The following is a 12,625-nucleotide window of genomic DNA, read 5'->3' on the forward strand; positions in this document are numbered from 1 at the left end:
GGGGGCGCCCCATAAATAAACGCGCGCCCACTAAAATCGCGGGGTTGCTAACCCCCCCCCCCGCGTCTGTCTAAACTGCTCGCGGCTTGATCAACTCACCACGGTGTTGCTACGACCCCTGGAATCCGCCTCTCTCCGGGGCCTCTAACCTGTGTGCACTCGGCAGGATTCGAACCTGCAACCTTCTGATCCGTAGTCAGATGCTCTATCCGTTAAGCTACGAGTGCTTGTTTTCTCTTGTTTTCCGTCTCCGCTCCCGGCCCTTCCGGCCCGCTCGCGGCGACAGGAAGAACATTACATGACTGCCGCCGTCATGTGAAATCCATTGACCGCACCCCTTGTGACCTGCGAAAACACCGAAGCCCCGGCCAGCGGGCCGGGGCTTCGGTGATCGGGGCGGAGGCGGAGGGATTTGAACCCTCGATGGGCTTTAAGGCCCAAACCGCATTAGCAGTGCGGCGCCATAGACCGGACTAGGCGACGCCTCCAGCACAACCCCCCACGCGAGCGCGTGAGTGGTGCGTGCAGATGATGACACAGTCGAGCGTGCTGTCACCAATCGCCCCCCACGGTACTAGGCACCCGGGCCACAGGGCAAAGTCCTTGTCCTCGGCGGGGCGGCCGCGCAACGTCCGGGAGCCGCGCGCGTTGGGCAGGCCATGTCGCAGGTCTTCTCACGAGCCGCCGTGGCGGCCGCCGCCCCCCGCCCCACCCCGTCCCCCCCGGCCGCCCCCGCCCCCCCCCCGCGCCCCCACCCCCCCCCCCCCCCACCGCGGCGGCGCCCCCCCCCCCGACGGGACAATGACGATCGTCAGGAGCCGCTTCAACAACAACTCTGCCAGCGGGTTCGGTGGCGGAATCGCCAACGACGGAAGCCTCACGGTGCGGGACAGCAACGTGAACGGAAACGTAGCGTCTGACGGTGGCGGAATCGCCAACCTTACGATCGGTTCGAACGCCGGAACCGCGATCGTGCAGGGATCGAACGTCAACGACAACACGGCCACCGACGGCATTGGCGCAGGCGGCATCCTCAACCAGCCCCCCGCGACCGTCACCCTCACGAACAGCCGTGTCCGTGGCAACACTCCGACAAACTGCGCCGGCACCGTGCCGGACTGCATCAACTGAATCACCCAAGGCAGTTGACCGCTCAAAGCCGCGCACGCCTACGAGCGGCGTAACTTCCCTTCAGCAACGCGGAGGTGTTACGCCGGTGCGCCGGCGCCGGGTGGACACGCTCACTGGGGTGAGTGAGGTGCTGGGGCGCGTCGCGGATGTGCCGGCAGGGGCGGAGGACGAGGTTGTCGCTGCGCTGGACGCGGTACGCGTACCGACCGGTCGGCGGCAGTCTCCCGCGCGGGAGGTGTCCCGGACGCCCCTGCCCTCGTCGCGCGTGGAGGGCTCCTGCGTCATTCACTCGGAAGTGGAGTGGGTCCGGCCCCGGCCCCACTCATGAGAGTGGCTGACAACGTGCCGGGGCCCTCCTGGCGGTGCCTCAGCTCCGGCAACCGCAGCCGGATGCGGCCTTGGCCTCCGTGACCGTGACGGCCGGATCCGCCGGGGTCTCGGCCGGGGTGCAGCAGGCATTCACGCCACAGCAGGTGTCGGCCGTCGGCCCGGCGGTCCCGGTCGCGGCCACTGCGGCGGGCTTGCGGGCGCGCACGATCGCCGAGTGCATGCCGTCGGCCACGCCGTGGGTCGGAGTGATCTCGACGTCCGTGAAGCCTGCCGCTTCGAGGCCTTCGCGGTACTCACTGAACGAAAGGGCGCCTGCGATGCAGCCGACGTAGTCGCCGCGCTCGCCTCGCTGCTCGGGGGTCAGGGAGTCGTCTGCGACCACGTCGGACACGCCGATCCGGCCGCCCGGCTTCAGGACGCGGAACGTCTCCGCGAACACCGCCGGATTGTCCGTGGACAGGTTGATCACGCAGTTCGAGATCACCACGTCGATGGTGCTCGCGGGCAGGGGGATGGCCTCGATCGTGCCCTTGAGGAACTCGACGTTCGTGGCGCCTGCCTTCGCGGCGTTGGCCAGGGCCAGGGCGAGCATTTCGTCGGTCATGTCGAGTCCGTACGCCTTGCCCGTCGGGCCGACGCGCCGGGCGGAGAGCAGGACGTCGATGCCGCCTCCGGACCCGAGATCGAGGACGCGTTCCCCCTCGTGGAGATCGGCCACGGCGGTGGGATTGCCGCAGCCGAGGGAGGCGGCCAGGGCCTCGGCGGGGAGCGTGTCGCGTTCGTCCGCTGCGTAGAGGGCGGAGCCGAAGTTCTCGTCGACCTCGACGGGCTGCGGTCCGCAACACGCGGTGCCGCCTTCGGTGACCTCGACGGCTGCTGCCGCGTATCGCCGGCGGACGGTTTCACGCAGGTCGGTGGACTGCTCGGGCATGAGTCACTCCTGGATGACGGGGCATGGCGGTGCCCTGGAACGGCTTGTATTGACGTTCGTTGATTCAACCTTGCGTCTTGGATCGAAAAACGTCAACATAGAGGCATGTCGAAACAGGGGCTCGAAATCCTCGGCCGGGACACGAACCGCGGTGCCTGCTGTCAGCGGCTCGCCGCCGCGCCGCTGGACGACGACCAGGCGGCGGAACTGGCCAAGGTCTTCAAGGCTCTCGGTGATCCGGTACGGCTGCGTCTGCTGTCGATGATCGCTTCACGGGACGGCGGTGAGGTGTGCGTGTGTGAGCTGACGCCCGCCTTCGATCTGTCACAGCCGACGATCTCCCACCACCTCAAGCTTCTCCGGCAGGCGGGTCTCATCGACTGCGAGCGGCGCGGGACGTGGGTGTACTACTGGGCGCTGCCCGACGCACCGGCGCGGCTGGCTTCGTTCCTGTCGGTTCCCCGGCGCGCTGGGGTGACCGCGTGAACGCCTGGCTCGGTCGGCGTGCGGTGGCCGAAGCGGTGGGTACGGCCGCACCGGCCGCCGTGGTGGTCGGCTCCGGTATTCAGGCGACCGTCGCGGGACGTCGGCGTACAGCTGCTCGCCGACTCGCTTGCCACCGTGTTCGGCCTGGGCGTGCTGATCGCTTTGCTGGGGCCGGTCTCCGGCGCGCACTTCAACCCGGTCGTCACGCTCGCCGCCTGGTTCACCGGTCGCAGGAGCAGCGACGGCATGACCGTGCGGGAGGTGGCCGCGTACGTCCCTGCCCAGACTGCCGGGGCCGTCGGGGCGCGGTCCTGGCGGATGCGATGTTCGCCGAACCGCCCGGCGCCGTCATGCTCGGCCCGGACGCCGTCCCCGGCAGGGGAGCGGTGCTGTCCGGTGTCCCGCTACCCGGGCACGTGCCGGACGGCGAGCAGGGCCACGTCGTCGTCGTTGTCCGGTGGGCGTGCTCGTGTCAGCAGCTGGTCCGTGAAGGACTCCAGGGGGCGTTGGGCCAAGCACGCGGCGTGCCGGCGCAGGCGGTTCAGGCCCTCCTCCAGGGTGTGGCGGGGGGATTCGATCAGGCCGTCGGTGTAGAGGAGGAGGGTCGCCCAGGGCGGCAGCTCCACCGTCGCGTCGGGCCGGGTCTGGTCGGGAGCGGCACCCAGCAGGACCCCGTGACCGCCGGTCAGATAGCGGGCCACGCCCTCGTGGGTGACGAGGAGCGGTGGTGGATGACCGGCGTTGGTCCAGGACCACTCGCACTGGCCGGCGTCGTTCTGCGTCAGGCGGCCGAAGACGAGCGTGGCCATGGAGACCTCGGTGATGGACAGGGTCGCCCGGTCGAGCCATTCCACGATCTTGCTCGGTGGCTCCTGCTGGGAAAGGGCGTACGCGCGCAGCATGTTGCGCAGCTGGGCCATGCCGGCCGCCGCGTCCAGGTCGTGGCCGACGACGTCACCGATGGCGAGGGCGGTGGCGCCGTCGGCCAGTGTGAAGGCGTCGTACCAGTCGCCGCCGACCTGTGAGGCGTCCGGTGCGGGCAGGTAGCGGGCGGTCATGCTGCGGCCGGGCGTACGCGGCAGCTTCGGCAGCAGATGGCGCTGCATGGTCTCGGCGACCTTGCGCTGACGCTGGTAGAGGCGGGCGTTCTCCAGGGCGAAGCTGGCGCGGCGGGCGATGTCCTCCAGCAGGGCGGTGTCGGTCGCGGTGAACCGCTCGAGCTGGTCGGCACGGCCGAGGGTGAGGGCGCCCAGAACGTCGTGCAGGCTGCGCAGGGGGACCAGGATTGCCGAGTGCATGCGTGTCGCCTCGAACAGGCGCCGCTGCTCCACCGCGATGCCGGAGTCGGGCGGCCCCTGATAGGTCTCGGGACCGGCCATGGAGGACGCGACGCCGCGCAGGGCACGGGACAGGGGCATCGTGGACTCCTGCGGCACCGGCGGCATGGGGCCCTGGAGGTCCTCCCGGAACACCACGGTGCCGCCCTCGGCGTGGGCGACGGCGAAGCGCCACACCTCGTTGCACTCGCTGATCAGGTCGATGACGGCCCAGTCCGCAAGGCGGGGCACAACCAGGTGGATCAGGCGACGCAGCGCCTCGTGGATGTCCAGGGTGGAGGTGAGCAGCGTGGTGGTCTCGGCGAGCAGCGTGAGCCGTTCCAGTTCGGAGAGCCGTCCGCTGGCCGGTGGCCGCTGGGCGGGCCGCGCGGAGCGTCCGGCGGAGTGAAAGAGGACGAGCGTGGCCGACGGAGGGAGACCGATGTCGCAGGGAGTGGCCAGCCAGGCCACCGGCAGCAGCGTGCCGTCGCCACGCTCGAACCACTCGTCGCCACCCTGCTCCGTGCGCCCGCCGAGGATGCTCTCACGGATGCGGCACTGGGCCCTCGGTACGGCTTCCCCGCACCTGTTGCGATGCAGCGTGTCGTGGGCGTCCCGGCCGACCAGATGCGTGGCGGTGCGGGCCAGCAACTGTTGCCCGCGCGTGTTGACGGCGATGATCGAGCCCTGCTCATCCGTCAGGTACGCACCCGTGCCGAGGCTGTCGAGGGCCCCGGCAACCGCCTCCTGACGATCACCCGAGCCCGTCATGGCCGGCCTCCCGTCACCGGAGAAGAACACCTGGACACCCGTCTTTCCGGGTTCCCCCTGGGGTACGGGTGATGCGGCAAGCGGGAGCGTCATCGACACGGAGCCGCCGGACGAGCCCCGACGGTGACGAAGGGTGAGCCGACGCCACATACGGTTGCCCGACGGGAGCGCTTCCCCGAGTCGGGCGAAATCGCCTACGTTAGTGCGATTAGTATCGATTGGTCGGATGTAGATCGCTGCAGGTCCACTTCCGATCAGATGCGGCCCACCGGGTGAGCGGAGGCGACAGTCGACAGTGGTGAACACCAGAAGCGGCGATGCCCACAGCACCGACCCGTCCATGCCCCGCGTCCCCCATCCGCTGCACCGACCGCAGGGCCTGGGGTCCATACAGACCGAACGGCCCTTGGAACGACATCGCATACGGATGCGGCTGCTCGAAGCCGTGGACGAGGACCGGCGCGATGCGGAGGTGCTGCTGACCGCGCTCCAGCAGGCCGTGGCCGAGGTGCACGGCCTGGGCGGCATGGTGCATCTGCCGGGCGGCGGCATGAGCGGCATCCTGTACCTGGTCGCCGACAGCGGTCTGCCGGAGTCGATGGTCCGGCCCTGGCTGATCATCCCGGTACGGGGCACGGCGCCGCCCAGCAGGGCCGCCCGCCACGACACCGTCGCCTGGCAGCCCGACCTGGCCCCGCCCGACCCGGTGCCGGGCCGGGACCCCACCGTCCTGTGGCCGTCCGGGCTCCCGGCCGGCATCGGTCACCTGGCCGTTCCCGTTCCGGGCGGTGGCCGGCGGCGCGGCGCGCTCTCCGTCCTCTTCTCCCCGGGCACCGAGCCCGACGCGGCGGAGCGCGCGTTCCTGAACGACGTGGCGGCCTGGATGTCCGGGAGGCTCAGGTCGTCCGGGATCCTCAATCCGTCCCCCACCGTGCTGCGCGCCCTGGAGAACGGTCCAGGACAGCGGGAGGCTCTCCCGTGGGACGCGGAAGGGGCGCCCTCCGTCACGTCGGAAGGGGCGCCCTCCGTCACGTACACCTGGGACCTGCGTACCGGCGGGCTGACCGCCGACCGGCCCGTCGAGGAGGTGCTGGCCGGAATCGATCCGGATGTGATGGCGGGCGGCATCGAGGCGTGGGCAGAGCTGATCCACCCGGACGACCTGCCGACGGCGGTGGCCGGCTTCGACACGGGCATCCAGCTCCGCGGCGGCTTCCAGAACGAATACCGGATCCGGCGTCAGGACGGCACGTACCTCTGGGTCGAGGCCCGTGCCCGGACCATCACGGACGAGGCGGGGGCACCGGTCAAGGTGATCGGCACCCTCAGGGACAGCAGCGAAACGCACGCCGCCGCCGAGTCGGTGGGGCGGGCGCTGCGGCACATGAGCGACGGCTTCGTCTCCCTGGACGCGGGCTGGCGCATCGAATTTCTCAATCAGGCCGCCGAGCGGCTCCTCGGCGCCGCGGGAGAGGTGGCCGGAGCCCTGCTCTGGGACCTTCCCGCGGTACGTGCCGTGCCGGGGCTGGAGCAACGCTGCCGGGCCATCGCGGCCGAGGGCCGGCCTGCCGGATTCGACGTACCGGGGCCGGACGGGACGTCCTGGTACCACCTGCGGCTGGTACCGGTGCCGGAAGGCCTCACGCTCTACCTCACCGACACCACCGAGCGGCATCTGCGGGAGGTCGAGCGGGCCGCCGCGGAGCGGGCGGCCGGGAAACGGGCGGCCCTGGTGCAGCGGATCACCCGGGAGCTGGCCGAGGCCGTCACGGCCCAGGACGTGATGGCGGCGGTGGCCGACGGCGTGATGACACCCTTCGGGGCCACCGGACTCGTCATGCTCGGCGTGGTCGGCGACCGGCTGACCGTGGTCGGTTCCCGGGGATACCCGGAGCGCTTCACCCGGCTGCTGGACGGGCACTGGACGGTGACGGACACCAATCCGGTGGGCGACGCCCTGCGCACCCGCACCACCCGCTTCATCTCCTCCCCGGAGGAGATCCTGAAGCGGTACCCGGAGACCGAGATCCTGATCCGGGAGGGCGGCAAGCAGGCGTGGGCCTTTCTGCCGCTCGCGGTATCAGGGCGCGAGATCGGTGCGGCGGTGATCTCCTTCGGCCGACCGCGGATACTGGACGACGACGAACGAACGCTGCTGACCGCCCTCAGCGGACTGATCGCGCAGGCCCTGGAGCGGGCCGGGCTCTACGACGAGGCGACGACCCGGGCCCGTACCCTCCAGCGCAGCCTGCTGCCGCAGGCACTGCCCGAGCTGCCCGAGGTGACGACGGCGGCGCGCTACCAGCCGGCCAAACAGGGAGCCGACGTCGGCGGTGACTGGTACGACGTGATCCCGCTCTCCGCGGCCCGGGTGGCGCTCGTGATCGGCGACGTCATGGGTCACGGCATGGCCGAGGCCGCCACCATGGGCAGGCTCCGCACGGCCGTCCGCACCCTGTCGGACCTGGAACTGCCGCCCGACGAAATCCTCGGCCACCTCAACGACATCGTCGGCGAGCTGGGCAACGACGCCTTCGCGACCTGTCTGTACGGCATCTACGACCCGGTGAGCCGGCGTCTGTCGTACGCCAGCGCCGGTCAGCCGCCCCCGGCGGTGGCCCACCCCGACGGCACCGTCACCTTCCTGCCCATGGCCCCGGACCCGCCACTGGGGGTGGCCGCCCCACCTTTCGAAGCCCTCGAGACCCTGCTGCCCGCCGGCAGCCTGCTCGCCCTCTACAGCGACGGCCTGGTCGAGAGCAAGGACAGGGATGTCACCACCGGCATGCGTCACCTCGCCGAGCTCCTCGGTCAGTCCGTGAACCCGATGCCGAACTCACCCGCGGACACGTCCGGCCTGGACGCCCTCTGCGCCACCCTCACCTCCGCCCTCCTCCCCGCCCACGGCGCGCTGACGGACGACGCCGCCCTGCTGCTGGCCCGCACCCACCCGCTGGACGCGGAGAACGTCGCCGAGTGGCCGTTGCCGGAGGACCCGGTGGCTGCGGGCCAGGCCCGTGAGCTGGTCCGGGCCCAGCTGACCGACTGGGACCTGGCCGACGAGGAACTGGTCATGACCACCGAACTCGTGGTGAGCGAGCTGGTCGGGAACGTTGTCCGGCACGCCTGCGGTCCCATCCGGCTGCGCATGCTCCGCAGCCGCGCACTGATCTGCGAGGTCTCCGACGCCAGCCTGACCACACCGCACATCCGCCACACCTCCGCCACCGACGAGGGCGGCCGCGGCCTGCAGCTCATCTCCGCGCTCTGCCAGCGCTGGGGCACCCGCCACACCCGCGACGGCAAGTCCATCTGGACGGAACAGCCTCTCCCCACCGCCTCGGATTGATCGTCAACGCCGGCGGGGAGAGGGGCTTGCTGGTGTCGGAAGGGTGTGCGCCGGGCGCGGAGGAGCCGGTCCTCGAAGCGGGCAGGCCCGGGCCCGTCGCCGTGGCCGGTGCCCGTCCTCGCCGTTTCGTGCCGACGGTCCTCGAACGGCCGCCGCCGACTGCGGAGTTGAACGCTGCCGTGCGTGGAGAGGATGCGCTCCGGGTCAAGCCGGCGCCGGATCCGTACCGGCGTGCGGCGGCCGGGGCCGGTGTCCCGCCCTCGGCGGCAGCCCGCACCGCCGCGTTCCCCCGAACCGCCGGGCCGAGAGGAACACGAGGGTCGCGGACCGGGACCGAGGGGAGGAACATCGGAGTCACGGAGGCAGGTGGTGGCTATGGGGACGCCGTCGATGCTGTTCAGCGAGAGTCCGGACGATCCGTTCGCCCTCGGGCGGGGCGCCTCGGCGGTACTCGACGATCACGGCACGGTGGTCGGCTGGAGCACACGGGCACAGGAACTGCTGGGCTATTCGGCCAAGGAAGTGATCGGACGGGCGTGGCAGGACCTCCTGATCGACGCCCGTGACCTGCCTGTCGCACGGTCCGCCGTCGTGGACGCCATGAGGACGGGAGGCTGGTTCGGTGTCCTGCCCGTCCGGCACCGCGAAGGGCGCCGTGTGGAGATGGGTTTCCGGGCCCGTGCGGTCACGCGGGACGGGGACAGCCAGGAGTGGCTCCTGGTCGGAGCCCCCGCCGCGGACGTCATCGCGTGGCAGCGGGACCGTGCGCTGCTCGACGGCCTGTACCACCGGTCCCCGATCGGTCTGGCCACTTACGGCCCGGACAGGAGAGTGATCCGGATCAACCGTGCGATCGCGAAGGCGAGCGGTGTTCCGGCCGAGGCGCCGGTGGGCCGTCGTCCCAGCGAGTTCATGGTCGACGAGGACGCGGGTCCGGCCGAGGAGCGGGTGCGGCACGTCCTGGAGACCGGCGAGCCGCTGATCTTCACGGAGCAGTCGGCCCGGACCCGCCACGATCCGGGCCGGGAGCGGATGGTGTCCGTCTCGGCGTTCCGCATGGAGGACTCCGCGGGCCGGGTTCTGGGCGTGGCCGAGACGGTCGAAGACGTGACCCAGCGCTACCGGGCCCGGCGCAGGCTGACCCTGCTGAACGAGGCGAGCGCCCGGATCGGGACCTCGCTGGACGTGACACAGACCGCCCGTGAGCTGGCCGAGGTGGCCTCCCACGGCTTGGCCGACTACTGCTCGGTGGATCTCCTCAAAGCGGTGACGCATGGTGACGAACCGCATCAGGGTGTGGCGGGTCCGCTGCTCCGGGTAGCCCTCTCGCCCCCGGAGCACCGCGTCCCGTTCCAGGAGGGCGAGGTGGTTCCGCTCCTTCCGGAGTCTCCGCAGGCGCGGTGCCTGGCCGAGCGCCGGACGATTCTCGAACGGCTGCTGTCCCTGCGCCCCGAGTGGTACGCCATGGACAGACGACGGGTCGAGGTCGCTCTGGGGCTCGGCGTTCATTCGCTGATCGTGGTGCCGCTGGTAGCGCGCGGCCTGGTACTGGGCGTGGTGAGCCTGTGGCGAGCCCGCCATTCGGAGCCCTTCGAGGACGACGATGCCACGGTGGCCCAGGAGTTCTCCTCGCGTGCGGCCGTCTGCATCGACAACGCCCGCCGCTTCACCCAGCAGCAGAGCGCCGCCCTGACTCTCCAGCGCAGTCTGCTGCCGAGCGTGGCGCCCGACCTGCCGGCCGTCGAGGTGGCCTGCCGATACCTCCCCGCGAGCTGTGAACCGGGCATCGGCGGCGACTGGTTCGATGTGATCCCGCTGTCGGGTGCCCGGGTCGCGCTCGTCGTGGGGGACGTGGTCGGCCACGGGATACATGCCGCGGCCTCGATGGGCCGCCTGCGGGCCGCTGTGCGCACCCTGGCCAGCCTCGACCTGGAACCCGTCGAGGTGGTGGCCCGGCTGGACGACCTGGTCGGTCTGCTGGCCACCGAGCTGGAGGCGAACGCCGACGGCAACCGGTCGGCGGCGGAGCAGGTACTCGGGGCCACCTGCCTCTACGCGGTCTACGACCCGGTCTCCCGGCGCTGCTCCCTGGCACGCGCAGGCCACCCGGCACCGGTGGTGTCCACCCCGGACGGGCAGGTCACCTTGCTCGACATGCCCGCGGGGCCACCGCTCGGCCTGGGTGGACTGCCCTTCGAGACGTACGACCTCGATCTTCCGGAGGGCAGCCTGCTCACGCTCTACACCGACGGCCTGCTGGAGGCGCGCAGCGGCGACGTCGACGCCGCTGTGGAGAACCTGCGCGAATGCCTCGCGCACTCCGCCGATCCTCTGGACCACACCTGCCATGCCGTGGTCGACGCGCTGCTGTCCGTCGACCACGTACCCACCGACGACGTGGCGCTGCTCATCGCCCGTACCCGGGTGCTTGCGCCGGAGAACGTCGCCTCGTGGGAGCTCCCCCTGGAAGCGACCGCCGCTGCTCGCGCGAGGGAGCTGGCCACGGCGAAACTGGCCGAATGGGGGCTGACGGAGCTGGCGTTCACCACCGAGCTGGTCGCCAGCGAGCTCGTCACCAACACCTATCGGTACGCGGCCGGCCCCGTCACGCTGCGCCTGATCCGAACGCACTGCCTGACCTGCGAGGTCTCCGACACCAGCCACACCTCCCCTCACCTGAGACGGGCCCTCAGCACGGACGAGGGCGGACGCGGGCTCTTCCTGGTCGCTCAGCTCACCGAGCGGTGGGGCACCCGCTACACCCACGACGGCAAGACGGTCTGGACGGAGCAGCCTCTGCCGCCCGCGGCGGACCACGAACAGCCACCGCGGGCCTGCTGACCGGACCGCTCGCCCACCCCGGCGGGGACCACCTGTCCGTCGAGCCGGGCTCGTACGCCTGGCGCGTGCTCAAGGCGGACCCGGAGCCGTTCGTGGAGCCTTGACGGTGCCTCAGCTCATGCGCGACGCGCCCTGGCGCGGGCTGCCGCCCGTGGGCTGTGCCACGCACAGGGCCCAGATGACGACACCCGAGAACGCCATCATCAGGGTGGACCACAGAGGGGCGTACGGCAGGGACAGGAAGTTGGCGATGATGATCAGTCCGGCGATGACGATGCCGGAGATCCGGGCCCATTTCGCTCCCCCGAACAGCCCCATGCTCACCACGACGGCGACAGCGCCCAGGATGAGGGTGACCCAGCCCCAGCCGGTCAGGTCGAACTGGAAGACATAGCCGTTCGTCGCGAGGAACACATCGTCGCGGGCGATGCCCATGATGCCGCGGAAGATGTCGATCACTCCGGCGATCATCAGCATGACCGCGGCGAAGAGCATCAGTCCGGCGGCCCACTGCTGTTTGCGGGCGTGTGTGGTGTGTGTCGTAGTCATGTGTCTCACCTCGATTGGCTTCGTCCGGTGATCAGTGAGGGTCGGGGGTGCGGGCCCAGGCGGCGCCCGTGCGGCCGCCGCCGGTCAGGACCAGCTCCTTGGCCCTCTGGAACTCCTCCGGCGTGATGTCGCCGTGGGCGCGCAGCTCGGAGAGCTTGGCGAGTTCGTCGGCGCTGCTGGGGCGGGTACTGCCTGCCGTCTCCCTGACGTAGGAGTCGAACGCGTTGCGCTGTTCGATCGCCGATTTCACCTCGCGGCGGCCCATGTCCTTGCCGCGGGCGATCAGGTACACGAAGACGCCGAGGAACGGCAGCAGGACCACGAACACCAGCCAGCCGGTCTTGCCCCAGCCGCCCAGCGAGTCGTCACGGAAGATGTCGAAGACGATCTTGAAGAGGAGGAAGAACCACATGATCCACAGGAAGAACCACAGCATGGTCCAGAAGGCGCTCATCAGGGGGTAGTCGTACGCGAGGTACATCTGAGTGGTCCCTTCTTCTCCCTCCGGACCAGCACCCGGAGAGCCTTCCGAGTCCACGGTGCGCCGGAAAGGGACCGGCGGCCTCACACGATCCGGGTGATTCCGCTTCGGGTCGCTCTCTGCAGGACGTAGGTGCTGCGGGAGTCCGGATCGCCGAAGAAGAAGTAGAGCTCGAGGGCCTTCCTGTCGTCGCGCCGCAGCTCGAACGTCCAGGTGTAGGTCCTGGGTGCCGGGGGACTGTCCGCCATCGGGCCGGACGGCTCGTCCGGCCGCGGGGGGCCAGGAGCCCCCCCGGGGGGGGTGGGGGGGGGGGCGAGCCCCCCCCACCCCCACAAAGTAAACCAGCGGGGGGGGCGCCCCCGAAGGTGTGGGGGGGGGGGGCGGGGGGGGAGGGACACACGAGCAAAAAGAGTGGTCTGGGTGTAGACAAAAGACGAGAC

Annotated in this window: 9 protein-coding genes, 2 tRNA genes and 1 pseudogene; 5 read left to right on the forward strand and 7 right to left on the reverse strand. The window is 70.6% G+C overall.

What is annotated here, in order from left to right:
* Positions 1 to 154: 154 nt before the first annotated feature.
* Both ACFW2E_RS14105 and ACFW2E_RS14110 read right to left on the reverse strand, forming a co-directional pair.
* A tRNA-Arg gene (locus tag ACFW2E_RS14105) sits at positions 155 to 227 on the reverse strand.
* Between the two features lie 170 nt (positions 228 to 397).
* Positions 398 to 488 (reverse strand) — tRNA-Ser (locus tag ACFW2E_RS14110).
* 313 nt (positions 489 to 801) lie between these two features.
* Here ACFW2E_RS14110 and ACFW2E_RS14115 point away from each other — a divergent pair.
* On the forward strand, positions 802 to 1,131 hold the full coding sequence (locus tag ACFW2E_RS14115) for a hypothetical protein (protein WP_384466059.1): 330 nt from the start codon (positions 802 to 804) through the stop codon (positions 1,129 to 1,131).
* A 367-nt stretch (positions 1,132 to 1,498) separates the two neighbouring features.
* Here the strand turns inward: ACFW2E_RS14115 and arsM are convergent, their stop codons facing one another.
* Complete coding sequence (gene arsM / locus ACFW2E_RS14120; protein WP_384466061.1) at positions 1,499 to 2,392, reverse strand: arsenite methyltransferase; 894 nt, start codon at positions 2,390 to 2,392, stop codon at positions 1,499 to 1,501.
* Positions 2,393 to 2,497: 105 nt separating this feature from the next.
* Between arsM and ACFW2E_RS14125 the strand changes: the two genes are divergently transcribed.
* Together ACFW2E_RS14125 and ACFW2E_RS14130 are read left to right on the forward strand one after the other, a co-directional pair.
* The gene (locus ACFW2E_RS14125) at positions 2,498 to 2,878 is read left to right on the forward strand and encodes an ArsR/SmtB family transcription factor (RefSeq protein WP_384466063.1); all 381 of its coding nucleotides are present in this window, start codon (positions 2,498 to 2,500) and stop codon (positions 2,876 to 2,878) included.
* A pseudogene (locus tag ACFW2E_RS14130) lies at positions 2,875 to 3,216 on the forward strand (aquaporin); the annotation flags it as partial. The gene ACFW2E_RS14125 and the pseudogene ACFW2E_RS14130, both read left to right, overlap by 4 nt.
* Before the next feature lie 66 nt (positions 3,217 to 3,282).
* Here the strand turns inward: ACFW2E_RS14130 and ACFW2E_RS14135 are convergent.
* On the reverse strand, positions 3,283 to 4,965 hold the full coding sequence (locus tag ACFW2E_RS14135; RefSeq protein WP_384466065.1) for a SpoIIE family protein phosphatase: 1,683 nt from the start codon (positions 4,963 to 4,965) through the stop codon (positions 3,283 to 3,285).
* Positions 4,966 to 5,392: 427 nt separating this feature from the next.
* On the opposite strand from ACFW2E_RS14135, the gene ACFW2E_RS14140 reads away from it, so the two are divergent.
* The gene (locus ACFW2E_RS14140; protein ID WP_384466066.1) at positions 5,393 to 8,314 is read left to right on the forward strand and encodes a SpoIIE family protein phosphatase; all 2,922 of its coding nucleotides are present in this window, start codon (positions 5,393 to 5,395) and stop codon (positions 8,312 to 8,314) included.
* Between the two features lie 375 nt (positions 8,315 to 8,689).
* Positions 8,690 to 11,155: a SpoIIE family protein phosphatase gene (locus tag ACFW2E_RS14145; protein WP_384466068.1), complete on the forward strand. Its 2,466-nt coding sequence runs from the start codon at positions 8,690 to 8,692 to the stop codon at positions 11,153 to 11,155.
* Positions 11,156 to 11,266: 111 nt separating this feature from the next.
* Here ACFW2E_RS14145 and ACFW2E_RS14150 read toward each other — a convergent pair whose 3' ends face one another.
* The 3 genes from ACFW2E_RS14150 to ACFW2E_RS14160 form a co-directional block, all read right to left on the reverse strand.
* On the reverse strand, positions 11,267 to 11,704 hold the full coding sequence (locus tag ACFW2E_RS14150; protein ID WP_384466069.1) for a hypothetical protein: 438 nt from the start codon (positions 11,702 to 11,704) through the stop codon (positions 11,267 to 11,269).
* Between the two features lie 31 nt (positions 11,705 to 11,735).
* Entirely contained in the window at positions 11,736 to 12,185 is a 450-nt protein-coding gene (locus ACFW2E_RS14155) for an SHOCT domain-containing protein (protein WP_384466071.1), read from the reverse strand.
* A gap of 83 nt (positions 12,186 to 12,268) precedes the next feature.
* Complete coding sequence (locus ACFW2E_RS14160; RefSeq protein WP_384466073.1) at positions 12,269 to 12,433, reverse strand: hypothetical protein; 165 nt, start codon at positions 12,431 to 12,433, stop codon at positions 12,269 to 12,271.
* Positions 12,434 to 12,625 lie beyond the last annotated feature (192 nt).

The organism is Streptomyces sp. NPDC058964 (assembly GCF_042741275.1).
GTDB lineage: Bacteria > Actinomycetota > Actinomycetes > Streptomycetales > Streptomycetaceae > Streptomyces.

Excerpts from the sequence above, each read along its gene's own strand:
- ACFW2E_RS14125 (WP_384466063.1), top strand. The coding sequence starts at position 2,498 with ATGTCGAAACAGGGGCTCGAAATCCTCGGCCGGGACACGAACCGCGGT.
- ACFW2E_RS14155 (WP_384466071.1), bottom strand. The coding sequence starts at position 12,185 with ATGTACCTCGCGTACGACTACCCCCTGATGAGCGCCTTCTGGACCATG.
- ACFW2E_RS14145 (WP_384466068.1), top strand. The coding sequence starts at position 8,690 with ATGGGGACGCCGTCGATGCTGTTCAGCGAGAGTCCGGACGATCCGTTC.
- ACFW2E_RS14135 (WP_384466065.1), bottom strand. The coding sequence starts at position 4,965 with ATGACGGGCTCGGGTGATCGTCAGGAGGCGGTTGCCGGGGCCCTCGAC.
- ACFW2E_RS14140 (WP_384466066.1), top strand. The coding sequence starts at position 5,393 with ATGCGGCTGCTCGAAGCCGTGGACGAGGACCGGCGCGATGCGGAGGTG.
- ACFW2E_RS14115 (WP_384466059.1), top strand. The coding sequence starts at position 802 with ATGACGATCGTCAGGAGCCGCTTCAACAACAACTCTGCCAGCGGGTTC.
- arsM (WP_384466061.1), bottom strand. The coding sequence starts at position 2,392 with ATGCCCGAGCAGTCCACCGACCTGCGTGAAACCGTCCGCCGGCGATAC.
- ACFW2E_RS14160 (WP_384466073.1), bottom strand. The coding sequence starts at position 12,433 with ATGGCGGACAGTCCCCCGGCACCCAGGACCTACACCTGGACGTTCGAG.
- ACFW2E_RS14150 (WP_384466069.1), bottom strand. The coding sequence starts at position 11,704 with ATGACTACGACACACACCACACACGCCCGCAAACAGCAGTGGGCCGCC.